This window comes from Streptomyces doebereineriae (assembly GCF_031845645.1).
In the GTDB taxonomy this organism is placed as follows: Bacteria; Actinomycetota; Actinomycetes; order Streptomycetales; family Streptomycetaceae; genus Streptomyces; species Streptomyces canus.
Genome location: NZ_JAVREZ010000013.1, coordinates 123,602 through 149,759 on the forward strand (window position 1 = coordinate 123,602; position 26,158 = coordinate 149,759).

A 26,158-nucleotide genomic window follows, 5' to 3' on the forward strand; every position below is an offset into this window, starting at 1 on the left:
CCCGCGCGCCACGACGGACTGTCAGCCGTACCCCCCCGCCCCGACGGGCCGTTGGCCGCGTACGGCGCGCAGGGGACGGGGTGGGGGGTGTCCGCCCGCAGCGGTCGGCGTCCGTTGCCGAGTACAGCCGAGGCAACAGCAACCGCCGGACCGAGGACGGACACCCCCCACACCCACCGAACACACCGCGCTGCACCCGCCCCCACCGAACCGAAACAGGCCGCCGCAGGCATCCAGGGGCGCGGGGAACTGCGCACAACGCCCGCCCCCACCGGCCCGCAGCCACCCGTCCAACCGCCGGAGGCTCACGCCGACGCCGTCAACGGCTTCGCGATGTCCTCCAGCGACCGCCGCTCCGCCCGCACCGCCAGGAACGCCGCCACCAGACCCGCCGCACACATCAGCCCCGCGCCGATCTGGAAGGCAAGCACCGTGTCGCCGACCTTGCCCGTGCTCGTGAGGTCGGCGAACAGCAGCGGTCCGCTGATTCCGCCCGCCGCCGTACCCAGCGCGTAGAAGAACGCGATCGACATGGCCCGCGTCTCCATCGGGAACACCTCGGACACCGTGAGGTAGGCGCTCGACGCCCCCGCCGACGCGAAGAACAGCACCGCACACCAGCACGCCGTCAACGTGCCCGCGCTCAACGACCCCTGGTCGAACAGCCACGCCGTCCCGAACAGCAGCAGCCCCGACAGCAGGTACGTCGACGAGATCATCACCCGCCGCCCCACCGTGTCGAACAACTTCCCCAGCAACAGCGGCCCACAGAAGTTACCGATCGCGATGACCGCGAAGTAGTACCCGGTGTCCCCCGTCGGCACGTCGAAGAACGTCGTGAGGATCGCTCCGAACCCGAAGGTGATCGCGTTGTAGAGGAAGGCCTGGCCTATGAAGAGTGAGAACCCCAGCACGGAACGACGCCGGTAGTCCGAGAACACCGTCCGCGCGATCTCCAGGAACGTCACACTCCGCCGCTGATGGATCGTGAGCTCACCCTCGGGCCGCGGCAGAGCGGACCCCCGCTCCGCTTCCACCCGCTCCTCGATCGACGAGACGATCCGCTCCGCCTCCTCGTCCCGCCCATGGATCAGCAACCACCGCGGACTCTCCGGCACATGGCGCCGTACGAGAAGGATCACGAACGCCAGCACCGCCCCCAGCGCGAACGTCAGCCGCCACCCCACGTCCTTCGCGAAGATGTCCGTGTTCAGCGCGACGATCGACAGCAGCGAGCCGCCCACCGCTCCCAGCCAGAAACTCCCGTTGATCATCAGGTCGACCCGGCCCCGGTACTGCGCCGGAATCAGCTCGTCGATGGCCGAGTTGATCGCCGCGTACTCCCCACCGATCCCGAACCCGGTCAGAAAGCGGAACAGGAAGAACCACCACGACTCGAAGGCGACCGACGTGAGCGCCGTGGCGGCGAGATACACCGCCAGCGTGATCATGAACAGTTTTTTACGGCCCCATTTGTCCGTCAGCCGTCCCCAGAACAGCGCCCCCAAGCACGCCCCGGCCACATACAGCGCCGCCGCGATCCCGGTGACCTGCCCGGAGGAGATGGACAGCCCGCTCCCCGGCTCCGAGAGCCGGCTCGCGATGTTGCCGACGACCGTGACCTCCAGGCCGTCGAGGATCCACACGGTGCCGAGTCCGATGACGATCGTCCAGTGCCAGCGGGACCAGGGAAGCCGGTCGAGTCTGGCGGGGATGTTCGTCGTCACGGTGCGGCCGGTATCGGCTTGGGCTGTGGTCACGGAAGGGCTCCCTCCCCGTCGAGCGATCCTCGAGCGAGCCTCGAGCGAACCCCACCCGGGTGCCCTCGACCAGGCCGCCTACGCCCCCAGTGCCCGCGACACCGTATAGATCAACAATCCCGCGAGCGACCCGACCACCGTGCCGTTGATCCGAATGAACTGCAGGTCACGGCCGATGTTCGCCTCGATCTTCCGCGTCGTGTGCTCGGCGTCCCAGCCGGCCACCGTGTCCGTGATCAGGGAGGTGATCTCCCGCCGGTAGGTGGTGACCACGTACACCGCGGCTCCCTCCACCCACCCGTCGACCTTCGACTGCACCTTCGGGTCCACCGCCATCCGCGCCCCCAGCGACAGCAGCGACGCCCGCACCCGCAGCCGCAGCTCACTGCGCTCGTCCTCGGCGGCGGAGACGATCATCGACCGTACGGCGGTCCAGGCGGACGCGATCAGGTCCTGCACCTCGCCGCGCCCCAGCACCTCACCCTTGAGCCGCTCGACACGCGCGCGTGTGTCCGTGTCGGACTGGAGGTCGGAGGCGAAGTCCGTCAGGAACCGGTCCAGCGCGCCCCGCGCCGGATGGGACGGCATGTCCCGCATCTCGGTCACGAAGCGCAGCAGTTCCTTGTAGACCCGCTCGCCGACCTTCTTGTCGACGAAACGCGGGGTCCAGCCGGGCGCGCCCCCCTGCACCGCGTCCATGACCTGCTCGTCATGGAGCACGAGCCAGTCATAGGCCCGGGCCACCACGAGGTCGACGACCCGCCGATGTCCCCCGTCGACGACGACCTTCTCCAGCATCTTCCCGATGCCGGGCGCGATCTCCTGGGCGTCGGCCCGCCGGGTGATCGCCTCACCGACCACGGCCTGGACGTCGGAGTCCCGCAGGACGGTCAAGGCACCCCTGAGCGCGGCCGACAGCTCCGCCGTGACCCGGTCGGCGTGCTCGGGCTCGGCCAGCCAGGCCCCCAGCCGGCTGCCGATCCCCACGGCACGCAGCCGCTGTCGTACGACGGCCTCGGAGAGGAAGTTCTCGCCGACGAACTCGCCCAGCGACACCCCCAACTGGTCCTTCTTGGTGGGGATGATCGCGGTGTGCGGGATGGGCAGGCCGAGCGGGTGGCGGAAGAGGGCGGTCACGGCGAACCAGTCGGCGAGCGCGCCCACCATGCCGGCCTCGGCGGCCGCGGCGACATAGCCGGCCCAGGGACCGGCCCCGGAGTTGTGCGCCCACTTGGCCAGCACGTACACCACGGCCACGAGGAGCAGCAGTCCGGTGGCGGTGAGCTTCATGCGCCGCACCCCGCGCTGTTTCTCCAGGTCCGCCTCGCTGAAGGTGTTCATCGCACGTACGGCCGAAGCGGGGACGGCACGGTTCACGGCCCCGTCCGGCCGGGCATGCTGCTCCACGTCAGATGGTCCCGTTTCCTGCGGTTTCGTGCGTTCCATCCGCTCCACCCGTTCGGTGATCCCTCACACATTGTCCCTTCCTGAGCGACTCCTGGAACGGAACAAGAGTTCCCGGCGTCATTCCGGACGAGCGAACCGGAGGGGGTCTCGTCCCTTGCTCTCAGGTTCATGCCTCATCATGAGGTGATCAGATCGGAGCCTCGGGCTCCCATCGCCCTAGGAGAACAGCACCACATGACTCGGCGTCATGGTTACGCCCTGCTTGCCGCGATCATCGCCGTGATCGTGGCCATGTCCACCGCCATCTACGTCGGAGTGGCGGCCGACACCGGCACCAGGGACCGCACCGCACTGTCCGGCTCCCGGCCCGCACGCCCCTCCGCCGCACCCGCCTCCACCGGAGTCTGGGTCGGCACCTGGTCCGCCTCCCCGGTCGGCGCCGAGCCCGGCACCCAGGCCGAGGGCATGACGGGCCGCTCCGTCCGCAACGTCGTGCACGCCGCCGTCGGCGGTACGAGTGCCCGCGTCACGCTGTCCAATCTCTACGGCCGGACCGCGCTGACCGTCACGCACGCCTCGATCGCCCTCGCCGCCGGCCCGGAGACCGCCGCCGCGCGCGTGGGAACCCTGCGGCCGCTCACGTTCGCCGGCAGGACCACGGTCGTCATCGCCGCGGGCGGGCAGGTGCTCAGCGACGCCGCCGCCCTGGCCCTCCCGGCGGGCAGCGACGTCCTCGTCACCACCTACTCCCCCAGCCTGTCCGGGCCGGTCACCTACCACCCGACGGCACGGCAGACGTCGTACGCCGGCGAGGGCGACCTCACCGAGGACGAGACCGGGACGGCGTACACCGAACAGGTCGACCACTGGCGGTATCTCACCGCTCTGGACGTACTCAGCGGCGAGGCCGACGGCACGGTGGTCGCCTTCGGCGACTCGCTGACCGACGGCAAGAACTCCACCGCCAACGCGAACGCCCGCTGGCCGGACTACCTGAACCGGCGCCTGCGCACCGCCCTCGTGGCCGGGCAGGATCTGCCCCGCTACAGCGTCGTCAACGCGGGGATCGGCGGCAACCGGGTCCTCTCGGACGCCCGTGGCCGCCCCCTGGAGAACCAAGCGGGCATCCGCCGCTTCCGACGGGACGTGCTCGACCGCCCCAACGTCAAGATCGTGGTCATCGACCTCGGCATCAACGACCTCCTCCGCACCCCGGGCACCGCCGACCCCCAGAAGATCCTCACCGGCCTGCGCGACCTGGTCCGCCAGGCCCACGCGCGCGGCATCAAGGTCGTCGGCGCGACCCTCATGCCCGTCGGCAGGCGCACCACCTGGACCGAGGCCCGCGAGGACGTCCGCCAGACCATCAACGCGCAGATCCGCTCGGGCAAGGTCTACGACGCGGTGGTCGACTTCGACAAGGCGCTGAGGGATCCCTACGACCCCCGTGCGCTCCGCGCGATGTACGACTCCGGAGACCGGCTCCACCCCAACGACAACGGGTACGAGCGGATGGCGGACACCTTCGACCTGGAGTACCTGAAGGGGTCGACGGCGGCACGGCTGTAGCCGCGGGTCGGTGGGGGCCGGTCGCCGCCCACCGACCGCTCAGTCCTCACCCCGTCGGCGCCGGTCGCGCATCATGTCGTGGTGTCCGCCGATCATCCGCCGATGCGCGTCGCGGACGTCGTCCCGGACCGACTCCTTCAGCTCCCGGACAGCCTCCCGGCGATCGAGCCGCTGCTGCCGCCGTTCCTCACGGAGCCGCTGCCGCTCGGCCCTCGTCACCTTCCGCTCGACCCCGACCCCGCCCCAGAACGCGAACCCGGTCACCACCACCCGAGGCGCCCCCGGCTCCCCCGGGACACCCTGCTCACGGTGGTCGAACCCGCCCATGATCCCGATTCCCCGCACCACGACCTCGACCCCCGGCGGCACGATCACCTGCACCCCGCCCATGATCGCGACACAGTTGATCTCGACCTCGCCGTCGGCGAAGTTCGCCTCGCGCAGATCGAGCTCACCACCGCCCCAGAAGGCGAAGCAGTTGAACCGCCGGGGCACGGTCCACCGCCCCTTGCGCTGGAACCCGGACATCACGGCGACGGCCCACGTGGACGAGCCCTCACCGCCGACGATCCGGGACGCCCAACTCCCGTCCGGCTCGGGCCGCTTCAGCATGTCGACCTTGGGAGCGGCCACCTGGCCGACCGGAAGATCCCGGGTGATCGGCGCGAGTTCGCCGTACGTCCGCGCCTTGTACGTCGCGTCCAGCCGTTCCTCGAACTCCTCCATGTCGAGCCGCCCCTCCGCGAGGGCGTCCCGCAGGACCTCGGAGACTCGCTCACGATCGGCGTCGGAGGCACGCAGCTCCGGGAGTTCGTCCGTCATGAGGCCAGCCTACGAGCAACCACTCCCCACGGCTACGACACCGCTTTCTCCGCTTCTCCCGCGTACATCTTCGCGATCACCGCCTCGATGTCCGGCTCCCGCACCGACAGATCCACCAGCGGATACTCCGCCGCGACCCGCGCCACCAGCGCCGCCGCCGACTCGGACGCCGGGAACGCCAGCCACTGCCGCGGCCCCTCCACCTTCACCACGCGCGCGGGCGCCGCCTCGATCGGCGGCAACTCCCGCTCCAGGTCCACCACGAGGGTGCGTTCGCTCTCGCCCACCTCGTGCAGGCCGGTGAGGGGACCGTCGTACATCAGGCGCCCGTGGTCGATGACCATCACGCGCGAGCAGAGCTGCTCGATGTCCTGGAGGTCGTGGGTGGTCAGCAGGACCGTCGTGCCGCGCTCGGTGTTCAACTCCCGCAGGAATCCCCGCACCTTGGCCTTGGAGATGACGTCGAGTCCGATGGTCGGCTCGTCCAGGTACAGCACCTCGGGGTCGTGCAGCAGGGCCGCCGCGATGTCACCCCGCATCCGCTGGCCAAGGGACAGCTGTCGTACCGGGACGTCCAACAGGTCGGCCAGTTCGAGGAGTTCGACGCAGCGGTCGAGGTTCTCGCGGTAACGGGCGTCCGGGATGCGGTACATGCGGTGCATCAGCTTGTACGAGTCGATCAGCGGGAGGTCCCACCACAGGGTCGTGCGCTGCCCGAAGACCACGCCGATGCGGTGGGCGAGCTTCGTCCTCTCCCGGGACGGGTCGATCCCCGCCACCCGCAGCCGACCACCGCTCGGCGTCAGGATGCCCGTCAGCATCTTGATCGTCGTCGACTTGCCGGCACCGTTCGGGCCGATGTACCCGACCATCTCGCCGCGAGCCACGGTGAAGGAGATCGAGTCGACCGCCCGCACCTGGCGCCGCTCCCGTCTGAGGAAACCCGTCTTCTTGCGCACGTCGAAGACCTTCTCGACTTGGTCGAGTTCGATGAAGGCGTCCACCGCCACGTCCACCACCTGGTCCACCCCTAACTCCCCGTACTCCGATACGAACCGAGGCCCGCCCGCCACGCGAGCCCGGCCGGCGCAGCGCACGCCACCGCCACCAGCGGCGACACGAAGGCCGCCCACTGAGGCAGATCCAGCGGGTACGGCCGGTCCAGCACATAGGAGGCCGGCACCCAGTTGACGAAGGCGAGGGGCAGCATGAACGTCACCCCGCGCACGAAGTCCTTCCCGAACACCGTCGGCGGATACTGAAGCAGGGTCGTACCGCCGTACGTGAACGCGTTCTGCACCTCGGAGGCGTCCTGCGCGAAGATCTGGAAGGCCGCGCCCGCCACGAACACCGCGCAGAAGATCGCCGCACCGCTGACCACCATCACCGGCACCAGCAGCACCTTCGCCGCACTCCAGTCGACATCGACCGAAGCCAGCGCCCAGACCAGCACCACCGTGCCCTGGGTGATCCGGCCCAGGCGGCGCACCGCGAAACGGTCCGCGCCGATCTGGGCGAGCACCGGTGCCGGCCGCACCAGCAGGATGTCGAAGGAGCCGTCACGGATCCGGGCGCCCAGCACATCCATCGAGCCGAGCACCAGGTCGGCGATCCCGAAGGCGGTGACCGAGAGGCCGTAGAGGAAGGCGATCTCGGGCAGGCCCCAGCCGCCCAGCGAGTCGACCTGCGAGAACATCAGCAGAATCCCGACGAAGTCCAGGCCGGTCATCAGCAGGTTGCCGAACATGGTGACGACGAAGGAGGTGCGGTACGTCATCGAGGAGCGGACCCACATGCCCGCGATCAACCAGTAGGCCCGCACACCCTCACCCAGGCGGGACATCTCAGCCACCCTGCACCACCACCCGCCGCGTCGCCGCCGACTGCAGCAGCCGCCCCGCCGCCAGCAGCACCACCGCCCACGTCGCCTGGAAGGCGTACGCCCCGAGCGGATCCGCCTCCCCCATCAGCACGTCCGCCGGCATCTGGAGCTGCGCCGCCCACGGCAGCGCCCGCACGATGTCGCCCAGCACCCCCGGGAAGGCGTTGAGCGGGAACACGATGCCCGAGCAGAAGACGCCCGTGATCATCACGGCCTGCATGATGCCCATACCGTCCATCAGCCAGAACACGCTCAGCGCCGCCAGATAGCGGATCCCGAAGCTGACCACCATCGCGAGCAGCAGCGCCACGAACAGGGCCGCCCACGAGGTGATGTCCGTGGGCAGCGCCATCGGGAAGAACAGCGCGCCGAAGACGAAGGGGATCACGCCGCGTCCCAGCAGCTGGAACAGCGAGCGGCCCAAGTCGCTCGCCAGCCACCACAGTTGGAGGTCGGCCGGCCGGTACAGATCGACCGCGATCTCACCCGTGCGGATCCGCTCGATCACATCCTTCTCGGCACCGCCGCCCTGGATGGCCAGCGTCGAGTAAAGGCACTGCCCCAGCCATACGTAGGTGACCGCCTGCGCCTGGTCGTAGCCCCCGAGATGGGGCTTCTCGTCCCACAGCGCGAGATAGGTGTAGACGAGGATCACACCGAAGACGGTGTTGGTGAACACCCCGGCGAGCGTGGCCGCGCGATATGTCGCGTATCGTCTGAATCCCCCCGCCGCGACGGCCGCATACAACCGCCAGGAACCCACATCCACAGCCCTCCTCTGCCCGCCGACACCAAAGCGCAGGAGCCTAGTGCGCAGGTGACGAGGCGGGCCTCCCATTTTCCGGGCGAGACGCGCGCCATATCCGGGAACGGAACGCAGGGTGCGAGAGTCTTCAAGAGGGGACGCAGAAGGCGTACGAGGGCGTACGGGAACGTACGAGGCGAAACAGGAGTCCGTGCACGAGATGAACGACCAGCCGCAGCAGCCGACCGAGGGCTGGGCACCGACAGACCCACAAGCGGCTGAACAGCCCGGCGGGAAGAAGCAGGCCAAGCGGCCCCGGCGTACGGGCTGGCGACGGCTGATCCCGACGTGGCGCATGGTGCTGAGCACCTTCTTCCTCGGGCTGATCGTCCTGGCCGGCCTGTTCTTCCTCGGCTACTCCATGGTCAAGATCCCGCCGGCCAACGCACTCGCCACCAAGCAGTCCAACGTCTACCTCTACGCCGACGGCAGCCAGCTCGCCCGCGACGGCGAGGTCAACCGCGAGAACGTCTCCCTCGCACAGATCTCCAAGGACGCCCAGCACGCCGTACTGGCCGCCGAGGACCGCGACTTCTACAGCGAGTCCGCGATCGACCCCAAGGCCATGCTCCGCGCCGGCTGGAACACCGCCACCGGCAAGGGCAAGCAGTCCGGCTCCACGATCACCCAGCAGTACGTGAAGAACTACTACCTGGCCCAGGAGCAGACCGTCACCCGCAAGGCCAGGGAGTTCTTCATCTCGATCAAGCTGGACCGCACCCAGTCCAAGGACCAGATCCTCGAGGGCTACCTCAACACCAGCTACTTCGGCCGCAACGCCTACGGCATCCAGGCCGCCTCCCAGGCCTACTACGGCATCGACGCCGTCGACCTCGACCCGGCCCATGCCGCCTACCTCGCCGCGCTGGTCAACGCGCCGAGCGAGTACGACGTCGTCGCGCACCCCGAGAACAAGGCGGCGGCCGAGGCCCGCTGGAACTACGTCCTGGACGGCATGGTCAAAAAGGGCTGGCTGGCCCAGTCCGCGCGCACCGGCCTGAAGTTCCCGATGCCCAAGGAACAGACCGTCTCCACCGGCCTGTCCGGGCAGCGCGGCTACATCGTGCAGGCGATCAAGGACTACCTCACCACCAACAAGATCGTCACCGCGGAGCAGCTGGAGGCCGGCGGCTACCGCATCACCACCACCCTGGACAAGAGCAAGCAGGACGCCTTCGTGAAGGCCGTCGACGACCAGGTGATGAAGAAGCTCGACAAGAAGAACAACAAGGTCGACAACTACGTCCGCGCGGGCGGCGCCTCCGTCGACCCGAAGACCGGCAAGGTCGTCGCAATGTACGGCGGCGTCGACTACGTCAAGCAGTACACGAACGGCGCGACCCGCGGCGACTTCCAGGTCGGCTCCATCTTCAAGCCCATCGTGTTCGCCTCGGCCGTCCAGAACCACTCCGAGACCCAGGACGAACAGGTCATCACCCCCAACACCTACTACGACGGCACCAACAAGCGCCCGGTCGTGGGGTGGAACGGCGGCACCTACGCCCCCGAGAACGAGGACCAGGGCTCCTACGGCGAGATCACCGTCCGCGAGGCCACCGACAAGTCCGTCAACTCGGTGTACGCACAGATGGCCGTCGACGTCGGCTCCGACAAGGTCAAGCAGACCGCGATCGACCTGGGCATCCCCTCCGACACCCCGGACCTGACGGCCTCCCCGTCCATCGCGCTCGGCGTGAACACCGCGAGCGTCCTCGACATGGCGGAGGCCTACGCCACCCTCGCCAACCACGGCCGGCACGGCACGTACACGATGATCGACAAGATCACCAAGGACGGCGCGGAGACCGTCGAGCTGCCCCCGCAGCGCACCAACCAGGCCGTCAGCCGCCAGGCCGCCGACACCACCACCTCGATCCTGCAGAGCGTCGTCGAGAACGGCACCGCCACCGCCGCCCAGGCCGCCGGCCGTCCCGCCGCCGGCAAGACCGGCACCGCCGAGGAGGACACCGCGGCCTGGTTCGCCGGATACACGCCCGAACTCGCCACGGTCGTCTCCGTCATGGGTCAGGACCCGGTGACGGCCGCCCACAAGTCGCTGTACAACGCGATGGGCCTGGAGCGCGTCAACGGCGGCGGGCCGCCCGCCGAGATCTGGGCGCAGTACACCAAGGCCGCCCTCAAGGGGAAGCCGGTCACCGACTTCGACCTCGAGCTCCAGCCGGGCGCCGAGATCCAGGCCCCGAGCAGCCAGGCCCCGGTCGACCCGACCACGGGCGGCGAGGACAACGGCGGCACCACCGGCGACACCACCGGCGGCCAGGAGACCCCGGGCCAGACCGAGGGCCAGACCCAGGGCCAGGACAACGGCGGCACGACCACGACCGGCGGCGACACCACGACGGGCGGCACGACCGGCGACACGACCACCGACGGCGGCACGACCGACGGCGGCGGCACGACGACCGGCGGGACCACGGGGGGCACCACGAACGGCGGCACCACCACCGACGGCGGCACGACGGGTGACACGACCGGGGGCACCACCGGAGACACACCGAGCGGCGGGGCGACGACGGAAGGCGCGGGCCTGTTCAGCACGTCCAGACGGGACTGACCGTCCCGCGACACGGCGAAAGGGGCCGGTGACGTCGGTCACCGGCCCCTTTCGGACTGCCGTCTACAGGTACAGGCCCGTCGAGTCCTCGGAGCCCTCGAACCGGTCGGCCGCCACGGCGTGCAGATCACGCTCACGCATCAGGACGTAACCGGTCCCGCGCACCTCGACCTCGGCCCGGTCCTCGGGGTCGTACAGCACCCGGTCACCGGGCTCCACGGTCCGTACATTCTGCCCCACGGCGACCACCTCGGCCCAGGCCAGCCGGCGTCCGACGGCCGCGGTGGCGGGAATGAGGATGCCGCCGCCCGACCGTCGCTCGCCCTCACCGTTCTCCTGCCGCACGAGTACGCGGTCGTGCAGCATCCGGATGGGCAGCTTGTCGTTCGGGGTGTCGTTTCTCTTCGCGCTCACGCCACTGAACCTACCTGTCTTCGGCACCCGTGTACGCGGCCGGGTCAGCCCTTGCGGCGCCGGGTTCCCAGGGCGAGCAGCCCCACGAGTCCCACGGCGACGAGGGCGACGGGCACGACGCGCTCCAGCCGGGGCGCACCCTCCTCGTCCACGAACTGGGCTTTCACATCCGTGACGGCCTTGTTGACGGAGACGTACGCCCGCCCGAGCGTGTGGTCGATGTTGGAGACGACTTTGGCCTTGGCGTCGCCGACGATCGTCTTCGGGTGCACCCGCACCCCGATCTCGTCGAGCGTATCGGCCAGCAACTCGCGGCGGCGCTTGATGTCCGCCTCGATCTGCGCCGGGGTTCTGATGTCCGACGTGTCCGCCACGGTGGGGCCTCCGGGGTCGCTGCTACGTGTCCTGGACAGTCTGTCAGTTCCGACCGCGACCGCACTGTCAGGACCCCCGGTTACGCTGACCCAATGAGCGAGCGACTCCAGCCCGGGGACGTGGCCCCCGCCTTCACCCTGCCCGACGCCGACGGCAACGACGTGTCCCTCTCCGCCCACAAGGGCCGCAAGGTCATCGTCTACTTCTACCCGGCCGCCCTGACCCCGGGCTGCACGAAGCAGGCCTGCGACTTCACCGACAACCTGGAGGTGCTGGCCGGCGCGGGGTACGACGTCCTCGGCATCTCCCCGGACGCCCCGGAGAAGCTGGCGAAGTTCCGCGAGAAGGAGTCCTTGAAGGTCACGCTGCTGGCCGACCCGGAGAAGGCCGTGACCGAGGCATACGGGGCGTACGGCGAGAAGAAGAACTACGGCAAGACCTACATGGGTGTCATCCGCTCCACGATCATCGTGGACGAGGAGGGCAAGGTCGAACGGGCCCTGTACAACGTCCGGGCGACGGGCCACGTGGCGAAGATCATCAAGGACCTGGATATCTGAACCTCCACGTTTCCCCTGCCGAGCGGCTCGCACCGGAATGCCCGGGGCGAGCCGCTTTTACGTTTCGGGCGTGACTGTCCGATAAGCGGTTCGTTACTCCGTACGAGGTCGCGAACATGCGGTCGGGGACGGAGGGGGTTCGGTGGGGGCAAGTGCGTACACCAGGGAGCGGCTGGAAGAGGCGGCTCGGGGGGCTCGGACATTGTCGGAGGCGCTGGAGAGGTTGGGGGCTGGGGGTGGACACCTCGCACTTCGAACGCGAGGGGGGTCGGTGGACGAGGGAGGCCCTGGAAGCCGCGGTTACGGCATCAACGAACATGTGCGAGGTACTGCGCCGTCTCGGGGTTGAGGTCGTCGGCGGGCAGCACACGCACATCAGCCGCCGGATCAAGGCGTACGGCATCGACACCTCGCACTTCCAGGTCCCGACTCATCGGGGCAAGGCGTTGCGTCGCCGAACTCCGGGCGGAACTACTCATCGAGCAGCCCGCAGACAATGCCCGGCGCATCCAGAGCGATCGCCTCAGGCGGGCGATGACGAGCGTAGGCGTAGCCGAGCAGTGCGCCCTTTGCGGTATCGAAGGAGTCTGGCGGGGGTATCCACTCCCCCTTGAGGTCGACCATATCGACGGCAACTGGCGGGACAACCGCGTCGAGAACCTGCGGTTCCTCTGTCCCAACTGCCACTCGACAACGGACAGTTATCGTGGGCGCGGCAAGGGACGCGCTTGATGGGTAGCGGCGTGCAGTACACCCGGGAGCAGTTGGCCGAGGCCGCAGCAAGGTGCTCCGACATCGAAGAGGTCATCGCATTCTTCGGCACCCAGCCGTACGCCACACTCCGCCGCTATCTGATCCGGCGGTTCGTTCACTTCGGCATCGACATCTCACACTTCAGCCCCTGTGGCAGACGCCGCCGTCCCACCTCCGCCGAGTTGCGAGCCGCAGTCGCCGGGTCCGAATCCATCGCGGAGGCTCTCCGCCACCTGGAACGCCCGGACAACGGCAGGCAGCGCGCGCTGTTGCGTCAGTGGGTCACCCAGGAAGGTCTCACGACTGCGCACTTCTTGGGACAGGCTCATCAGCGAGGGAAGACTCGCACTGACATCCTCAAGCGCCCGGAGGACGTCCTGGTGCAGCACGACGGCAAGCGCCGAACCAGGACTTACCTGCTCCGCCGGGCGCTCTTGGAAGTGGGCGTGCCCGAGGAGTGCGCCGAGTGCGGTACAGGCCCCGAATGGCTCGGCAGGCCCATGACCCTGGAGGTCGATCACATCAACGGCGACTGGAGCGACGACCGGCGGGAGAACCTGCGGTTGCTCTGTCCCAACTGCCACGCAGTCACCAGTACCTGGTGCAGGGGAGGCAGAAGACCGCAAACAACTGCCGGTACGATGGCAGACAACTAGCGGCGGTGGTGCAATGGCGACACAGCAGACTTAGGATCTGTGGCCCTTGATCGGGCTTGAGGGTTCGAATCCCTTCCGCCGCACACAGACGGCCTGCGAATCGAAGAAACGATGCGCAGGCCGTTCTCGTGCGCACCTCAGCCCAACAACTCCCGCACCACCGGCACCAACGCCCGAAACGCCTTCCCCCGATGGCTGATCACGTTCTTCTCCTCCAGCGAGAGCTCCGCGCACGTTCGTGTCTCGCCCTCCGGCTGGAGGATCGGGTCGTAGCCGAAGCCGTTCGTGCCCACAGGGGTGTGGCGCAGGACGCCCTTCAGTTGGCCCTCCACCACCCTCTCCGTGCCGTCCGGCAGCGCCAGGGCCGCCGCGCAGGCGAAGTGGGCGCCGCGGTGTTCGTCGGCGATGTCCGACAGTTGGGCCAACAACAGCGTCAGGTTGGCCTTGTCGTCTCCGTGAGTGCCCGACCAGCGGGCCGAGAAGATTCCCGGGGCGCCGTTCAGGACGTCCACGCACAGGCCCGAGTCGTCGGCGATCGCCGGCAAGCCCGTTGCCCGGGCGAGGGCGTGGGCCTTCAGGAGTGCGTTCTCCGCGAAGGTGACGCCGGTTTCCTTGACGTCGGGGATCTCGGGGTACGCGTCCGCGCCGACGAGGTCGAAGGGCAGACCTGCGTCGGCGAGGATCGCGTGGAGTTCGGTGATTTTGCCGGCGTTGCGGGTGGCGAGGATCAGGCGCGTCATGCCCACCAGTATTACGGCGTGCAGACCTTCGTCAGTTCGCCGGCCGCGTCGGTGATGGGGCTGAGGTCCGGCGTCTCGTCGCCGTTCTTGACCGCCGTACGGACGTTGGTCACGGCCTCGCTGAGGTTGTCGACCGCCTTGTTGACGTCGGTGTTGTCGGTCTTGTCGCCGATCTCGTCGAGGTTCTGGTCGATGGAGGTGAGTGCCTCGTCGATCTGGGTCGGGTCGTTCGACGCGTTCTCCACGGCCTGCTGGAGGTCGGTGACGCTGTCGGCGACCGCCTCGGCGGTCTGGACGCAGTCCAGTGCCTTGCTGACGGCGTCGCAGCCGGTGGTGAGGCCGACCGTGAGTCCTACGGCGGCCACCGCGGCGGCGATGGTGATATGGCGACTACGGCGGCGTCGGCTCGCGGCCATGGATCTGTTCCCTCCTGTGGCAGGCCTCAGGAGGCCCCCGTTGACTGGCCGGGCGCCCGTTGTGCACAGCGGGCGCCCGTACTCCCGAAGACGCCGGGGCGGCCGGTCGGGTTGCGCGCGCCGGCCACCGTTCTTGGCGGTCCCTTTACCTTTCGAGGACCGTATCAAGCGCCTTGCTCTGCAGGACAGCGAGTTCCGAGCAGCCCGAGACCGCGAGGTCGAGGAGGGAGTTGAGTTCGTCGCGGGTGAAGGGCTCGGCCTCGGCGGTGCCCTGGACCTCGACGAAGCGGCCGTCGCCGGTGCAGACGACGTTCATGTCGGTGTCGGCGCGCACGTCCTCCTCGTAGCAGAGGTCGAGGAGGGGTACTCCGCCGACGATGCCGACGGAGACCGCGCTCACGGTTCCCGTCAGCGGCTGGCGGCCGGCCTTGATCAGCTTCTTGCCCTGGGCCCAGGCGATGGCGTCGGCGAGGGCGACGTAGGCGCCGGTGATGGCCGCGGTGCGGGTGCCGCCGTCAGCCTGGAGGACGTCGCAGTCGAGGACGATGGTGTTCTCGCCGAGCGCCTTGTAGTCGATGACCGCGCGCAGGGAGCGGCCGATGAGGCGGCTGATCTCGTGCGTACGGCCGCCGATCTTGCCGCGGACGGACTCGCGGTCGCCGCGGGTGTTGGTGGCGCGGGGCAGCATGGAGTACTCGGCGGTGACCCAGCCCTCGCCGCTGCCCTTGCGCCAGCGGGGGACGCCTTCGCTGACGGTGGCGGTGCAGAAGACCTTCGTGTCGCCGAAGGAGACGAGGACGGAGCCCTCGGCGTGCTTGCTCCAGCCGCGTTCGATGGTGATCGGGCGGAGTTGTTCGGGGGTGCGGCCGTCGATTCGAGACATGGCGTTGAGCCTAGCGGGAGACGGGGATGCGGAAGGGGCCCCTCCCGTGATGGGAGGGGCCCCTTGACCGGGACGGTCTCCGGTCTCACATCATGTCTTCGATTTCCGCGGCGATGGGGTCGGCGTCGGTGCCGATGACGACCTGGATGGCGGTGCCCATCTTGACGACGCCGTGGGCGCCGGCGGCCTTGAGGGCGGCGTCGTCGACCTTGCCCGCGTCGACGACCTCGGTGCGCAGGCGGGTGATGCAGCCCTCGACCTCTTCGATGTTCTCGATGCCGCCGAGTCCAGCGACGATCTTCTCTGCCTTGGTGGCCATGTCGGTCTCCTCACGCACGGTGGGCCCAGTTTCGCGTAACTGGTCTACACCACCTGGCGGGTGGTCGCCAACCCAGGAGCGGCGATGGGGAGGGCGTCCTCCGGTTGCGGAATTGACGGGTTCCTTATAACGCCCTCATCGTGTACAACAGGTCTACACCACTGAGTGGTGTAGACCACCACCCGATGGAGGAAGTGTTATGAGCACCGCCACCGCGCCCTCGGCGGCCCCCGCGAAGAAGTGGGGATCAGGCCTTTTCCAGGGCCTGCAGAAGGTAGGCCGCAGCCTTCAGCTGCCGATCGCCGTGCTGCCTGCGGCAGGCATCCTGCTGCGTCTCGGTCAGCCCGACGTGTTCGGAAAGGACGGCCTCGGCTGGAACAAGGTCGCGGCCGTGTTCATGACCGCCGGCGACGCCGTCTTCTCCAACCTGCCGCTGCTCTTCTGCGTCGGTATCGCCATCGGCTTCGCCAAGAAGTCCGACGGCTCGACGGCGCTGGCCGCGCTGGTGGGCTTCCTGGTCTACAAGAACGTGCTGACCGCGTTTCCGATCGCCGACGCCAAGATCACCAAGGGTGCGGATGTCGCGGCCACCTACAACGACCCCAAGGTCCTCGGTGGCATCATCATGGGCCTCATAGCCGCAGTCACGTGGCAGCGCTTCCACCGCACCAAGCTCCCCGACTGGCTGGGCTTCTTCAACGGCCGCCGCCTGGTGCCGATCCTGATGGCGTTCATCGGCACCGCCGTCGGCGTCTTCTTCGGTCTGGTCTGGGAGCCCATCGGTCACGTGATCACCAACTTCGGCGAGTGGATGACCGGTCTCGGCGCCGTCGGCGCGGCGATCTTCGGTGCCATCAACCGCGCGTTGCTCCCGGTCGGCATGCACCAGTTCGTCAACACGGTGGCCTGGCAGGAGATCGGCACCTTCAAGGACTCCTCCGGAGCCGTCTGGCGCGGTGACCTGCCCCGCTTCTTCCACGGCGACCCGACCGCCGGCCAGTTCATGACCGGCTTCTTCCCGATCATGATGTTCGCGCTCCCGGCCGCCGCCCTGGCGATCACGCACACCGCCCGCCCCGAGCGCCGCAAGGCCGTCGGCGGCATGATGATGTCGCTTGCACTGACCTCGTTCGTCACCGGCATCACCGAGCCGATCGAGTTCTCCTTCATGTTCATCGCCCCCGTGCTGTACGCCATCCACGCGGTCCTGACCGCCGTGTCCATGGCCGTCACCTGGTCGCTGGGCGTCCACCACGGCTTCAGCTTCTCGGCCGGCGCGATCGACTACTTCCTCAACTGGAACCTGGCCACCAAGCCCTGGCTGATCATCCCCATCGGCCTGGTGTTCGCGGCGATCTACTACTCGGTCTTCCGCTTCGCCATCATCAAGTGGAACCTCCCCACCCCGGGCCGCGAGCCCGAGGAGGAGGTCGAGGACCTCACGAAGGCCTGACCGCCGGCTGGTTATGACGAAGGCCCCCGGAGTCCTGAACCTCTCCGGGGGCCTTCGTCATGCCGTAGGGGCTAGATGTCGTACGACAGTCTCGGCGTCGCCAGTTCCACTGGGCCGTCGAAGACCGCGCGTGCGTCGGCGAGGTTGACCTGCGGGTCGGTCCACGGGGGGATGTGGGTGAGGACCAGGCGGCGGGCTCCTGCGCTGGTCGCCGTCTCACCCGCCTCGCGGCCGTTGAGGTGCAGGTCGGGGATGTTCTCCTTGCCGTGCGTGAAGGCCGCCTCGCACAGGAAGAGGTCGGTGTCGCGGGCGAGTTCGGTCAGGGCGGGGCTCAGACCCGTGTCGCCGGAGTACGTCAGGGACTTCCCGCCGTGCTCGACGCGGATGCCGTACGCCTCCACCGGGTGCGCCACTCGCTCCGTGTGGACCGTGAACGGGCCGATGTCGAAGGTGGACGGCTTGACCGTGTGGAAGTCGAAGACCTCGCTCATGGAGGAGGCGGTGGGGGTGTCGGCGTAGGCCGTGGTGAGGCGGTGTTCGGTGCCTTCGGGGCCGTAGACCGGGATGGGGTCGCAGCGGCCGCCGTCGTGGCGGTAGTAGCGTGCGACGAAGTACGCGCACATGTCGATGCAGTGGTCGGCGTGCAGATGGCTGAGGAAGATCGCGTCGAGGTCGTAGAGACCGCAGTGGCGCTGCAGCTCGCCAAGGGCACCGTTGCCCATGTCGAGAAGCAGCCGGAAGCCGTCGGCCTCGACGAGGTAGCTCGAGCAGGCCGATTCCGCGGACGGGAACGACCCCGAGCAGCCGACGACGGTGAGCTTCATAAAACAGAAACCTCCGCTGGCGGGAACTTTTCTGGGATGGAGACGGGGGTCGTGCGGTCCGTCGAGCGTAAGGCGCAAAACCTCCGGTCGCTCCTCCGCCAAGGGCTGTTGTGGGCGAACTCACCTGTGCTGTCACCGGTTCGGCTGGACCGGGGGCGGGTGGGGAGTGTGACCGCGCTTACGGCTTGCGCAGAGGGCGCGCAGGCCTGATCGCGCGCCGGTAACGTCGTCCTCATGGACACGTCCTGGTGGCTCGCGCTCGCGGCGGTGATACTGCTCGCGCTGGTCGCCACGCTCGTGGACGGCTGGGGCCGGGGGCGCCGGCCGAAGGGGCGCGCGGACCGGGTGAGTCGGCCGTCCGGGCGAACCGTGGTCCGGCCGCGGCCCGCGGAGATCTGGTGGGCGAACGTGCCGTACGAGGACGGGCCCGGAGGCAAGGACCGGCCCTGTCTGGTGCTCGCGGTGCACGGGAAGCGGGCCACCGTCGCGAAGATCACCAGCAAGTACCACGACGAGCGGTCCGGGGTGATCCCGCTGCCGCCGGGTGCCGTCGGGGACGCGCAGGGGCGCGCGAGTTTCCTGGAGACCGACGAGCTGCGGGCGGTTCCGGTGGGGGACTTCCGGCGGAAGGTGGGGGTGGTGGACCCGGTCCTCTGGGACCAGGTCCGTCACCTGGCGACGTAGAACGTCACGCCCAGAGCTGACCCTGCAGCGTCTCGATCGCTTCCTCCGTCGTGGCCGCCGTGTAGACGCCCGTCGAGAGGTACTTCCAGCCGCCGTCGGCCACGACGAAGACGATGTCCGCGCTCTCGCCGGCCTTCACGGCCTTGTTGCCGACGCCGATCGCCGCGTGCAGGGCGGCGCCGGTGGAGACGCCCGCGAAGATGCCCTCCTGCTGGAGGAGCTCGCGGGTGCGGGTGACCGCGTCCGCCGAGCCGACGGAGAAGCGGGTCGTCAGCACCGACGCGTCGTACAGCTCCGGAACAAAGCCCTCGTCCAGGTTCCTGAGCCCGTACACCAGGTCGTCGTAGCGCGGTTCTGCGGCGACGATCTTCACGTCCGGCCGGTGCTCGCGCAGGTAGCGGCCGACGCCCATCAGGGTGCCGGTGGTGCCGAGGCCCGCGACGAAGTGGGTGACCGAGGGGAGGTCGGCGAGGATCTCCGGGCCGGTGGTCGCGTAGTGGGCGCCCGCGTTGTCGGGGTTGCCGTACTGATAGAGCATCACCCAGTCGGGGTGCTCGGCGGACAGCTCCTTGGCGACCCGTACGGCGGTGTTGGAGCCGCCCGCGGCGGGGGACGAGATGATCTCGGCGCCCCACATGGCGAGCAGGTCCCGGCGCTCCTGCGAGGTGTTCTCGGGCATCACGCACACGATCCGGTAGCCCTTGAGCTTGGCGGCCATCGCGAGGGAGATGCCGGTGTTGCCGGAGGTGGGCTCGAGGATGGTGCAGCCGGGCGTGAGGCGGCCGTCCTTCTCCGCCTGCTCGATCATGTGCAGTGCGGGGCGGTCCTTGACCGAGCCGGTCGGGTTGCGGTCCTCGAGCTTCGCCCAGATGCGTACGTCGGCGGACGGCGAGAGCCGCGGCAGGCGCACCAGAGGGGTGTTGCCCACCGCGGCCAGCGGGGAGTCGTAACGCATCGACGATCAGGCCATGCCGCCGGCCACGGCCGGCAGGATCGTGACGTTGTCGCCGTCGGTGAGCTTGGTGTTGATGCCGTCGAGGAAGCGGACGTCCTCGTCGTTCAGGTAGACGTTGACGAAGCGGCGCAGCTCGCCGCCGTCCACGATGCGGGCCTGGACGCCCGCATGCCGGGTCTCGAGGTCGGCGAAGAGCTCGGCGAGGGTGTTCCCGTTGCCCTCCACCGCCTTCTGGCCGTCGGTGTAGGTGCGGAGGATGGTCGGGATGCGGACCTCGATGGCCATGGCTCAGGGCTCCTGTCGGATGGTGGCGGGTCGGTGGGCGCGCGGCAGCGCTGGTACAGCAGGTCGTGCGTGTGTGGAGCGCCGCGGCCCACGGCCGTACGGCGGCAGAGGCAGCGTCAACAGATGGCGCTGGCGAGCCTGCACAGGTCGACGTGCAGCCGCGCCACGAGCAGGCTGCCCGGCGTCTTCTCGCTCACGTCGTAAGAAACCATGGGGTCATCGTATCGATTCCCGGTCCGGGTCCCGGAGTGTGATCCCACCATGTGGACGAAATGGGGCCGCTGGCTGAGATAGGGCAGCTCAGGCGGACTGTCTGCGGACCAGTCTGGTCGGTACGACCACCGAGGGGGGCCGCGCGTCCTGGTCGAACAGGAGGCGGGCCATGAGCCGGCCCATCCGCTCCACGTCCTGGTGGACCGTGGTCAGCGGTGGGTCCGTCGACTCGGTGATCTCGGTCAGGTCGTCGAAGCCCACGACGGCCACGTCGTCGGGGACCCGGCGCCCGCGCTCCCGCAGGGTCCGCAGCGCGCCGGTGGCCATGAGGTCCGAGGCGGCGAAGACGGCGTCCAGGGCGGGGCGGCGGTCGAGGAGGGCGGCCATGGCCTGGGCGCCGCCCTGCTCGGTGTAGTCGGCGCGTTCGGTCAGCTCGGGCTCGGCGCCCGGGAGGACGTCCCGGTAGCCGGCGAGCCGTTCGGCGGCGGAGTCCTCCTGGTCGTAGGGGCCGGTGATGGTCGCGATGCGGGTGCGGCCCAGGGAGACCAGGTGCTGGACGGCCTGCCGGGCTCCCCCGCGGTTGTCGCCGTCGACGTAGGCGTGGGAGCGCACGGTGTCGCCGTCGCGCAGCAGGGGGCGGCCGCCGAAGACGACCGGGATGTCGAGCCGGTCGGCCATCTCGTGGAGCCGGTCGCCGGGGCGCAGGGAGAACAGGGCGGCGCCGTCGACATGGCCGCCGCCGAGGTAGTCGGCGACGCCGGTGTAGTCGTCCGGGTCGTCCAGGAACAGCAGGACGGCCTGGGAGCCGTGCTCGGCGAGTTCACGGCGTACCCCGCGCAGCAGGCAGTCGAAGAAGGGGTCGAGGAAGAGCCGGTTCTGTGGCTGGCTGGCGACGACGGCGACGGCGCCGGTGCGGCGGGTGACCAGTTGGCGGGCGGCCTGGTTGGGCACATAGCCGAGTTCGGCGACGACCTGGCGGACCTGCTCGACGACCTCCGCGCGCACCTTCGGCTCGCCGTTGATCACCCGGGACACCGTGGACTTCGACACTCCCGCGCGGCGTGCGACATCCTCCAGGGTGGGCCGTCGTCCGTGCGTGTGCGAGGTCAACACCTTCTCCGGTACGGGAAGTTGGTCTTCCCCCGCGAGCCTAGTACGCCGCGACGATCTCCACGTCCTCCTCGGTGACCTCGCCGTCGACGATCCGGTAGGAGCGGAACTGGAAGTCGCCGAGGCCGTCGGTGTCCGCCGTCGACACCAGGACGTAGTGGGCGCCGGGTTCGTTGGCGTAGGAGATGTCCGTGCGGGACGGGTAGGCCTCGGTCGCGGTGTGGGAGTGGTAGATGACCACCGGCTCCTCGTCGCGGTCGTCCATCTCGCGGTAGAGCTTGAGCAGGTCGCCGGAGTCGAACTCGTAGAACGTGGGCGACATGGCCGCGTTCAGCATCGGGATGAACCGCTCGGGCCGGTCCGATCCGGCCTGCCCCGCGACGACTCCGCACGCCTCGTCGGGGTGGTCCTTGCGCGCGTGCGCGACGATCTGGTCGACGAGGGCTTGGGTGATGGTCAGCATGTCGGAAAGGATAAGCAGAGGGCCGCTCCGTACCGAGGATCGGTACGGAGCGGCCCACATGCCGGACGGGTGCGGGACTTCCTAGCCCGCGGCCTTCTCGAACTCCGGGTCCCGCCGGTCGGCGATCTCGGGGTTCCGGGTCTTCAGTACGGCCCAGCCGATCCCCAGCGCGGCGGCCCATCCCGCCATCACGTACAGGCAGACGCGGGAGTCGGGGTCGTACGCGATGAGGCAGGTCACGAAGAGCAGGAACACGATGGCGATCCAGCTGCCGACCGAGCCGCCCGGCGCCGGGAAGGAGGAGGCGGGCAGCCGTCCGGCCACGACCTCGCGGCGGTAGCGCACATGGCTGACCAGGATCATCAGCCAGGTCCAGATGCCGGCCGCGGTCGCGACCGAGACGACGTACTCGAAGGCCTTCTCCGGCACGACGTAGTTCAGCACCACGCCGATGCCCATGAAGAGCACGGAGACCGTGATGGCCAGCGCCGGGGTTCGCGTCACGGAGAGCTTGTTGAAGGCCTGCGGTGCCTCGCCGCTGTCGGCCAGGGTACGCAGCATGCGGCCTGTTGAGTACATGCCGGAGTTGCAGGAGGACAGCGCCGCGGTGAGGACGACGAAGTTCACGATGCCGGCGCCCGCCGGGATGCCGATCACGGCGAAGGCCTTGACGAAGGGGCTGACGCCGGCCGCGAACTCGGTCCACTTCACCACGCACAGGATGACGGTGAGGGCGCCGACGTAGAAGAGACCGATGCGCCAGGGCAGGGTGTTGATCGCCTTGGGGAGGGTCTTCTCGGGATTCTCGGACTCACCGGCGGTCACGCCGACCAGTTCGACGGCGAGGTAGGCGAACATCACGCCCTGCAGGGTCATCAGGGACGAGCCGATGCCCTTGGGGAAGAAGCCGTCGAAGGCCCAGAGGTTGGAGACCGCGGCGGTGTCGCCGGCCGCGCTGAAGCCGAAGGTGAGGACACCGAGACCGATCACGATCATGCCGATGAGGGCGGTGACCTTGATCATCGAGAACCAGAACTCGATCTCGCCGAACAGCTTCACCGAGATCAGGTTGGCCACGAACAGGACGACCAGGAAGACCAGGGCCGTCGTCCACTGGGGGACGGCAGGGAACCAGTAGTTGACGTAGATCGCGGCGGCGGTGAGTTCGGCCATACCGGTGACGACCCACAGCAGCCAGTAGGTCCAGCCGGTGAAGTAGCCGAAGAACGGGCCGAGGAATTCGCGGGAGTACTCCGCGAAGGAACCGGAGACCGGGCGGTAGAGCAGCAGCTCACCGAGTGCCCGCATGATGAAGAAGATGATCACGCCGGCGACGGCGTACATGAGGATGAGGCTCGGACCGGCCTTGGCGATGTTCGCCCCGGCGTTGAGGAAGAGGCCGACGCCGATGGCGCCGCCGATCGCGATCATCTGGACCTGGCGGCTGCCGAGTCCGCGTTCGTACCCCTCTTCGGAGGTCTTCTCCGAACCTGGGCCCGTGCCTGTGTCGACCTGAGCGGAGGTCATGTCTGTGGTGCGCCTTTCTCCATACCGAACCGGGCCTTCGTCGGCCGCGGACCGGATCTCGATCCCCCCGGATTGATGGAGTGGTGCCTGGCCGGCGGTTGCCGGCTCGGTGGCGCACCCGGCGGAACATATGGGTGGTGTTCGCCGGGCGGTCGTGAAGATTTATCACGGCCGCAAGGTTGATCACCTGTGCGACATATGGCACAGGTCACAGGAAGAAGCGGACAAACGGCGCCCGGAACACGCGAAAGCCGTCAGCGTGGTGACGTGATCGTTATCCGGATTTGAGCGTCCTCTGAGCGAACACATCGCCCTCAAAAGCGGGCACGAAACCGTCACATCTCACGGCATAAGGGTGGTCACGAGGGTCTCCTGGAGACCGCCCAGCCACAGATACGCCATCACCATCGGCTTACGGGGGTCCTCGTCCGGGAGCCGGTAGAGGAGGTCGGTGTCCTCCTCGTCGGTGATGTCGAGGCGGGAGCCGATCGCGAGCCGCAGGTCGTTGAGGGCGCCGAGCCACTGCTGGGACTCACCGGTCGACAGCTTGAGGACCGCCCCGCCCTCGCCCGCGGAGTTCAGCGCGTCCAGGGAGCGGACCACCGCGAGGGCGTTCTCACGCTTGCCGGTCCGCAGGTCGTTCTCGGTGTAGCGGCGGAACTCCGAGGAGTACGCCCGCTGCTCCTCGGCCTGCTTGGCCTGCGGGGTGCCCTCGGGGTCGCTGTAGGCGTCCGGGAACAGCCGCTTGAGCACCGGGTCGGACGGCGGCTCGCTCGGGCCGTCCGCGAAGAGCTCGGCGAGGGGGTCGTCGGGGGCGTCCTCGGCGGGGCCCGGGCCGATGAGTTCCAGGAGCTGGACGGCCAGCGACCGGATGATGGAGATCTCGACGTCGTCGAGGGCGACGGCCGCGCCGCCGCCGGGGAGCGGTTCGAAGGTTCCTGGCATCAGGGGTTATCGCTACTTCCGGTCCTGCGGGCGGGGTCGGGTCATTTCCGGTCCTGCTGGAGCGTGGCCCACAGACCGTAGCCGTGCATGGCCTGCACATCGCGCTCCATCTCCTCGCGGGATCCGCTGGAGACGACCGCCCGGCCCTTGTGGTGGACGTCCATCATCAGCTTCGTGGCCTTGTCCTTCGAGTAGCCGAAGTACGTCTGGAAGACGTAGGTCACGTAGCTCATGAGGTTGACCGGGTCGTTGTGGACGATCGTGACCCAGGGGACGTCCGGCTCGGGGACGGCGAAGACCTCTTCCGCCGACTCGGTGCGTTCGATCTCTACGGGAGCAGGTGACGTCACACGGCCCATGCTGCCACGCACCGCATAAATCGTCACACTGACGCGAATGGGGGTACCATCCTCGTCATGAACACAGCGGACCTTGGGCTGCCGGTGGACGTTCCCTCGACGGCGCTCTTCACGGACCAGTACGAGCTGACGATGCTGCAGGCCGCGCTGAAGGCGGGTACCGCCGGGCGGCGCAGCGTCTTCGAGGTCTTCACCCGGCGGCTGCCGGAGGGGCGGCGCTACGGCGTCGTCGCGGGCACCGGCCGGGTGCTGGACGCGGTGGAGAACTTCCGTTTCGACGCGGACGTCCTCGGCTTCCTGCGGGAGCGGAACATCGTGGACGAGGAGACCCTGGACTGGCTCGCCTCCTATCGCTTCGGCGGCGACATCTGGGGCTATCCGGAGGGCGAGGTGTACTTCCCGGGCTCGCCGATCATGCGGGTGGAGGGCTCCTTCGCCGAGTGCGTGCTCCTGGAGACCGTGATCCTGTCGATCCTCAACCACGACTCCGCGATAGCCGCGGCCGCCTCCCGGATGTCCTCGGCCGCGGGTGACCGGCCGCTGATCGAGATGGGTGCCCGCCGCACCCACGAGCTGTCCGCCGTGGCAGCCTCCCGGGCCGCCTACGTCGGCGGCTTCGCCACCACCTCCGACCTCGCGGCCGGCTTCCGCTACGGCATCCCCACGGTGGGCACCTCCGCCCACGCGTTCACCCTGCTGCACGACCACGAGCGGGACGCCTTCCAGGCCCAGGTGGACTCGCTGGGCCGGGGCACCACCCTGCTCGTCGACACGTACGACGTCACCGAGGCCGTCCGTACGGCCGTCGAGGTCGCCGGGCCCGAGCTGGGGGCCGTGCGCATCGACTCCGGCGACCTGCTCCTCGTCGCGCACCGGGTGCGCCAGCAGCTGGACGAGCTGGGCGCGAAGAGCACCCGGATCATCGTCACCTCCGACCTCGACGAGTACGCCATCGCCTCGCTGGCCGTGGCCCCGGTGGACGCGTACGGCGTCGGCACCCAGCTGGTGACCGGGTCCGGGCATCCGACCGCCTCGATGGTCTACAAGCTGGTCGCACGCGCCGAGTCGGACGATCCGAAGGCGCCGCTGATCCCGGTCGCGAAGAAGTCGTCCGGGGGCAAGACCTCGGTCGGCGGGCGCAAGTGGGCGGCGCGGCGGCTGGACGCTGAGGGTGTCGCGGAGGCCGAGGTGGTGGGCACGGGGGCGGTTCCGCCCGCGCTCGCGGACCGGCAGCTGCTGGTCGAGCTGGTCAAGGGCGGCGAGGTCGTCGCGCGGGAGGCCCTGGACGTCGTACGGGACCGGCATGCCGCCGCCCGGGCCAACCTGCCGCTGTCGGCGACCCAGCTGTCGCGCGGAGAACCGGTCCTTCCGACGGAGTACGTGCAGGGGCGCTCGGGTAGCTAA

28 protein-coding genes, 1 tRNA gene and 1 pseudogene are annotated in these 26,158 nt (G+C 69.0%); 9 read left to right on the top strand and 21 right to left on the bottom strand.

The features are described from left to right. Window positions 1–305: 305 nt before the first annotated feature. Window positions 306–1,760 (bottom strand): MFS transporter, encoded by a 1,455-nt coding sequence (locus RNB18_RS32390; RefSeq protein WP_311717675.1) that lies wholly within the window; start codon window positions 1,758–1,760, stop codon window positions 306–308. Window positions 1,761–1,838: 78 nt separating this feature from the next. Further along, window positions 1,839–3,206, bottom strand: a complete 1,368-nt coding sequence (locus RNB18_RS32395) for a DUF445 domain-containing protein (RefSeq protein WP_311717676.1) — start codon at window positions 3,204–3,206, stop codon at window positions 1,839–1,841. A gap of 195 nt (window positions 3,207–3,401) precedes the next feature. Here RNB18_RS32395 and RNB18_RS32400 point away from each other — a divergent pair, with 195 nt between their 5' ends. Then, window positions 3,402–4,736: an SGNH/GDSL hydrolase family protein gene (locus RNB18_RS32400; RefSeq protein ID WP_311717677.1), complete on the top strand. Its 1,335-nt coding sequence runs from the start codon at window positions 3,402–3,404 to the stop codon at window positions 4,734–4,736. 39 nt (window positions 4,737–4,775) lie between these two features. On the opposite strand, the gene RNB18_RS32405 is transcribed toward RNB18_RS32400, so the two are convergent. From RNB18_RS32405 to RNB18_RS32420, 4 genes are read right to left on the bottom strand one after another with little or no spacing between them, the layout of a single operon-like run. Next, window positions 4,776–5,558: a DUF1707 SHOCT-like domain-containing protein gene (locus RNB18_RS32405; RefSeq protein ID WP_311717678.1), complete on the bottom strand. Its 783-nt coding sequence runs from the start codon at window positions 5,556–5,558 to the stop codon at window positions 4,776–4,778. Window positions 5,559–5,590: 32 nt separating this feature from the next. Beyond that, entirely contained in the window at window positions 5,591–6,586 is a 996-nt protein-coding gene (locus RNB18_RS32410) for an ABC transporter ATP-binding protein (RefSeq protein WP_311717679.1), read from the bottom strand. Window positions 6,587–6,588: 2 nt separating this feature from the next. Beyond that, the gene (locus tag RNB18_RS32415; RefSeq protein ID WP_311717680.1) at window positions 6,589–7,410 is read right to left on the bottom strand and encodes an ABC transporter permease; all 822 of its coding nucleotides are present in this window, start codon (window positions 7,408–7,410) and stop codon (window positions 6,589–6,591) included. Beyond that, window positions 7,403–8,203 carry an ABC transporter permease gene (locus RNB18_RS32420; protein ID WP_311717784.1) on the bottom strand — a complete coding sequence of 267 codons (801 nt, stop codon included), beginning with the start codon at window positions 8,201–8,203 and terminating at the stop codon, window positions 7,403–7,405. Before RNB18_RS32420 ends, RNB18_RS32415 begins: the two co-directional genes overlap by 8 nt. A 202-nt stretch (window positions 8,204–8,405) precedes the next feature. Between RNB18_RS32420 and RNB18_RS32425 the strand changes: the two genes are divergently transcribed. Then, entirely contained in the window at window positions 8,406–10,820 is a 2,415-nt protein-coding gene (locus tag RNB18_RS32425) for a transglycosylase domain-containing protein (RefSeq protein WP_311717785.1), read from the top strand. Between the two features lie 63 nt (window positions 10,821–10,883). On the opposite strand, the gene RNB18_RS32430 is transcribed toward RNB18_RS32425, so the two are convergent. Together RNB18_RS32430 and RNB18_RS32435 are read right to left on the bottom strand one after the other, a co-directional pair. After that, window positions 10,884–11,186: a GroES family chaperonin gene (locus RNB18_RS32430; protein WP_202477632.1), complete on the bottom strand. Its 303-nt coding sequence runs from the start codon at window positions 11,184–11,186 to the stop codon at window positions 10,884–10,886. Window positions 11,187–11,278: 92 nt separating this feature from the next. Beyond that, window positions 11,279–11,608 (bottom strand): DUF3618 domain-containing protein, encoded by a 330-nt coding sequence (locus RNB18_RS32435; protein WP_069765268.1) that lies wholly within the window; start codon window positions 11,606–11,608, stop codon window positions 11,279–11,281. A 93-nt stretch (window positions 11,609–11,701) separates the two neighbouring features. On the opposite strand from RNB18_RS32435, the gene bcp reads away from it, so the two are divergent. The 4 genes and pseudogenes from bcp to RNB18_RS32455 all read left to right on the top strand — a co-directional run bounded on the left by bcp (window position 11,702) and on the right by RNB18_RS32455 (window position 13,661). Next, complete coding sequence (gene bcp / locus RNB18_RS32440; protein WP_311717681.1) at window positions 11,702–12,169, top strand: thioredoxin-dependent thiol peroxidase; 468 nt, start codon at window positions 11,702–11,704, stop codon at window positions 12,167–12,169. Between the two features lie 142 nt (window positions 12,170–12,311). Further along, window positions 12,312–12,901, top strand: a pseudogene (locus tag RNB18_RS32445) (HNH endonuclease signature motif containing protein). After that, window positions 12,901–13,578, top strand: a complete 678-nt coding sequence (locus RNB18_RS32450) for an HNH endonuclease (protein ID WP_311717682.1) — start codon at window positions 12,901–12,903, stop codon at window positions 13,576–13,578. The pseudogene RNB18_RS32445 and the gene RNB18_RS32450 overlap by 1 nt, the downstream one beginning before the upstream one ends. Next, a tRNA-Leu gene (locus RNB18_RS32455) sits at window positions 13,578–13,661 on the top strand. The genes RNB18_RS32450 and RNB18_RS32455 overlap by 1 nt, the downstream gene beginning before the upstream one ends. A 54-nt stretch (window positions 13,662–13,715) precedes the next feature. Here the strand turns inward: RNB18_RS32455 and rdgB are convergent. The 4 genes from rdgB to RNB18_RS32475 form a co-directional block, all read right to left on the bottom strand. Then, window positions 13,716–14,318, bottom strand: coding sequence for an RdgB/HAM1 family non-canonical purine NTP pyrophosphatase (rdgB, locus tag RNB18_RS32460; RefSeq protein WP_311717683.1), 603 nt, complete (start codon window positions 14,316–14,318; stop codon window positions 13,716–13,718). A gap of 11 nt (window positions 14,319–14,329) precedes the next feature. Then, window positions 14,330–14,734 (bottom strand): hypothetical protein, encoded by a 405-nt coding sequence (locus tag RNB18_RS32465; protein ID WP_057610865.1) that lies wholly within the window; start codon window positions 14,732–14,734, stop codon window positions 14,330–14,332. A gap of 145 nt (window positions 14,735–14,879) precedes the next feature. Then, window positions 14,880–15,617, bottom strand: coding sequence for a ribonuclease PH (rph, locus tag RNB18_RS32470; protein ID WP_311717685.1), 738 nt, complete (start codon window positions 15,615–15,617; stop codon window positions 14,880–14,882). Between the two features lie 85 nt (window positions 15,618–15,702). After that, window positions 15,703–15,936, bottom strand: coding sequence for a PTS glucose/sucrose transporter subunit IIB (locus tag RNB18_RS32475; protein ID WP_311717686.1), 234 nt, complete (start codon window positions 15,934–15,936; stop codon window positions 15,703–15,705). A gap of 199 nt (window positions 15,937–16,135) precedes the next feature. On the opposite strand from RNB18_RS32475, the gene RNB18_RS32480 reads away from it, so the two are divergent. Next, the gene (locus tag RNB18_RS32480) at window positions 16,136–17,389 is read left to right on the top strand and encodes a PTS transporter subunit EIIC (RefSeq protein WP_311717687.1); all 1,254 of its coding nucleotides are present in this window, start codon (window positions 16,136–16,138) and stop codon (window positions 17,387–17,389) included. A 71-nt stretch (window positions 17,390–17,460) separates the two neighbouring features. On the opposite strand, the gene RNB18_RS32485 is transcribed toward RNB18_RS32480, so the two are convergent. Further along, window positions 17,461–18,213 (bottom strand): MBL fold metallo-hydrolase, encoded by a 753-nt coding sequence (locus RNB18_RS32485; protein WP_311717688.1) that lies wholly within the window; start codon window positions 18,211–18,213, stop codon window positions 17,461–17,463. Window positions 18,214–18,447: 234 nt separating this feature from the next. Here RNB18_RS32485 and RNB18_RS32490 point away from each other — a divergent pair, with 234 nt between their 5' ends. Next, the gene (locus RNB18_RS32490) at window positions 18,448–18,897 is read left to right on the top strand and encodes a type II toxin-antitoxin system PemK/MazF family toxin (RefSeq protein WP_311717689.1); all 450 of its coding nucleotides are present in this window, start codon (window positions 18,448–18,450) and stop codon (window positions 18,895–18,897) included. A 4-nt stretch (window positions 18,898–18,901) separates the two neighbouring features. Here the strand turns inward: RNB18_RS32490 and RNB18_RS32495 are convergent, their stop codons facing one another. The 8 genes from RNB18_RS32495 to clpS form a co-directional block, all read right to left on the bottom strand. Next, entirely contained in the window at window positions 18,902–19,852 is a 951-nt protein-coding gene (locus RNB18_RS32495; protein ID WP_037710629.1) for a PLP-dependent cysteine synthase family protein, read from the bottom strand. A 6-nt stretch (window positions 19,853–19,858) separates the two neighbouring features. Beyond that, window positions 19,859–20,137 carry a MoaD/ThiS family protein gene (locus tag RNB18_RS32500; RefSeq protein ID WP_007382355.1) on the bottom strand — a complete coding sequence of 93 codons (279 nt, stop codon included), beginning with the start codon at window positions 20,135–20,137 and terminating at the stop codon, window positions 19,859–19,861. Window positions 20,138–20,253: 116 nt separating this feature from the next. Then, window positions 20,254–20,349 carry a putative leader peptide gene (locus RNB18_RS32505; RefSeq protein ID WP_311717690.1) on the bottom strand — a complete coding sequence of 32 codons (96 nt, stop codon included), beginning with the start codon at window positions 20,347–20,349 and terminating at the stop codon, window positions 20,254–20,256. Window positions 20,350–20,437: 88 nt separating this feature from the next. Beyond that, window positions 20,438–21,460 (bottom strand): LacI family DNA-binding transcriptional regulator, encoded by a 1,023-nt coding sequence (locus tag RNB18_RS32510; RefSeq protein ID WP_311717691.1) that lies wholly within the window; start codon window positions 21,458–21,460, stop codon window positions 20,438–20,440. A gap of 40 nt (window positions 21,461–21,500) precedes the next feature. Continuing rightward, window positions 21,501–21,923: a M67 family metallopeptidase gene (locus RNB18_RS32515; protein ID WP_311717692.1), complete on the bottom strand. Its 423-nt coding sequence runs from the start codon at window positions 21,921–21,923 to the stop codon at window positions 21,501–21,503. Window positions 21,924–22,004: 81 nt separating this feature from the next. Then, window positions 22,005–23,450, bottom strand: coding sequence for an amino acid permease (locus tag RNB18_RS32520; protein ID WP_311717693.1), 1,446 nt, complete (start codon window positions 23,448–23,450; stop codon window positions 22,005–22,007). Between the two features lie 342 nt (window positions 23,451–23,792). Further along, complete coding sequence (locus tag RNB18_RS32525; protein ID WP_311717694.1) at window positions 23,793–24,395, bottom strand: DUF2017 domain-containing protein; 603 nt, start codon at window positions 24,393–24,395, stop codon at window positions 23,793–23,795. Between the two features lie 41 nt (window positions 24,396–24,436). Next, window positions 24,437–24,754: an ATP-dependent Clp protease adapter ClpS gene (clpS, locus tag RNB18_RS32530; protein WP_020138980.1), complete on the bottom strand. Its 318-nt coding sequence runs from the start codon at window positions 24,752–24,754 to the stop codon at window positions 24,437–24,439. Window positions 24,755–24,811: 57 nt separating this feature from the next. Between clpS and RNB18_RS32535 the strand changes: the two genes are divergently transcribed. Beyond that, window positions 24,812–26,158, top strand: a complete 1,347-nt coding sequence (locus tag RNB18_RS32535) for a nicotinate phosphoribosyltransferase (RefSeq protein WP_311717695.1) — start codon at window positions 24,812–24,814, stop codon at window positions 26,156–26,158.

Bases quoted from the DNA above. Each gene is read 5' to 3' on its own strand.
- RNB18_RS32475 (WP_311717686.1), bottom strand. From the start codon at position 15,936: ATGGCCACCAAGGCAGAGAAGATCGTCGCTGGACTCGGCGGCATCGAG.
- RNB18_RS32495 (WP_037710629.1), bottom strand. From the start codon at position 19,852: ATGCGTTACGACTCCCCGCTGGCCGCGGTGGGCAACACCCCTCTGGTG.
- RNB18_RS32450 (WP_311717682.1), top strand. From the start codon at position 12,901: ATGGGTAGCGGCGTGCAGTACACCCGGGAGCAGTTGGCCGAGGCCGCA.
- RNB18_RS32395 (WP_311717676.1), bottom strand. From the start codon at position 3,206: ATGGAACGCACGAAACCGCAGGAAACGGGACCATCTGACGTGGAGCAG.
- bcp (WP_311717681.1), top strand. From the start codon at position 11,702: ATGAGCGAGCGACTCCAGCCCGGGGACGTGGCCCCCGCCTTCACCCTG.
- RNB18_RS32400 (WP_311717677.1), top strand. From the start codon at position 3,402: ATGACTCGGCGTCATGGTTACGCCCTGCTTGCCGCGATCATCGCCGTG.
- RNB18_RS32490 (WP_311717689.1), top strand. From the start codon at position 18,448: ATGGACACGTCCTGGTGGCTCGCGCTCGCGGCGGTGATACTGCTCGCG.
- RNB18_RS32500 (WP_007382355.1), bottom strand. From the start codon at position 20,137: ATGGCCATCGAGGTCCGCATCCCGACCATCCTCCGCACCTACACCGAC.
- rdgB (WP_311717683.1), bottom strand. From the start codon at position 14,318: ATGACGCGCCTGATCCTCGCCACCCGCAACGCCGGCAAAATCACCGAA.
- RNB18_RS32535 (WP_311717695.1), top strand. From the start codon at position 24,812: ATGAACACAGCGGACCTTGGGCTGCCGGTGGACGTTCCCTCGACGGCG.
- rph (WP_311717685.1), bottom strand. From the start codon at position 15,617: ATGTCTCGAATCGACGGCCGCACCCCCGAACAACTCCGCCCGATCACC.
- RNB18_RS32515 (WP_311717692.1), bottom strand. From the start codon at position 21,923: ATGCTGACCATCACCCAAGCCCTCGTCGACCAGATCGTCGCGCACGCG.
- RNB18_RS32425 (WP_311717785.1), top strand. From the start codon at position 8,406: ATGAACGACCAGCCGCAGCAGCCGACCGAGGGCTGGGCACCGACAGAC.
- RNB18_RS32505 (WP_311717690.1), bottom strand. From the start codon at position 20,349: ATGGTTTCTTACGACGTGAGCGAGAAGACGCCGGGCAGCCTGCTCGTG.
- RNB18_RS32465 (WP_057610865.1), bottom strand. From the start codon at position 14,734: ATGGCCGCGAGCCGACGCCGCCGTAGTCGCCATATCACCATCGCCGCC.
- RNB18_RS32480 (WP_311717687.1), top strand. From the start codon at position 16,136: ATGAGCACCGCCACCGCGCCCTCGGCGGCCCCCGCGAAGAAGTGGGGA.
- RNB18_RS32430 (WP_202477632.1), bottom strand. From the start codon at position 11,186: ATGCTGCACGACCGCGTACTCGTGCGGCAGGAGAACGGTGAGGGCGAG.
- RNB18_RS32485 (WP_311717688.1), bottom strand. From the start codon at position 18,213: ATGAAGCTCACCGTCGTCGGCTGCTCGGGGTCGTTCCCGTCCGCGGAA.
- RNB18_RS32525 (WP_311717694.1), bottom strand. From the start codon at position 24,395: ATGCCAGGAACCTTCGAACCGCTCCCCGGCGGCGGCGCGGCCGTCGCC.
- RNB18_RS32405 (WP_311717678.1), bottom strand. From the start codon at position 5,558: ATGACGGACGAACTCCCGGAGCTGCGTGCCTCCGACGCCGATCGTGAG.
- RNB18_RS32520 (WP_311717693.1), bottom strand. From the start codon at position 23,450: ATGACCTCCGCTCAGGTCGACACAGGCACGGGCCCAGGTTCGGAGAAG.
- clpS (WP_020138980.1), bottom strand. From the start codon at position 24,754: ATGGGCCGTGTGACGTCACCTGCTCCCGTAGAGATCGAACGCACCGAG.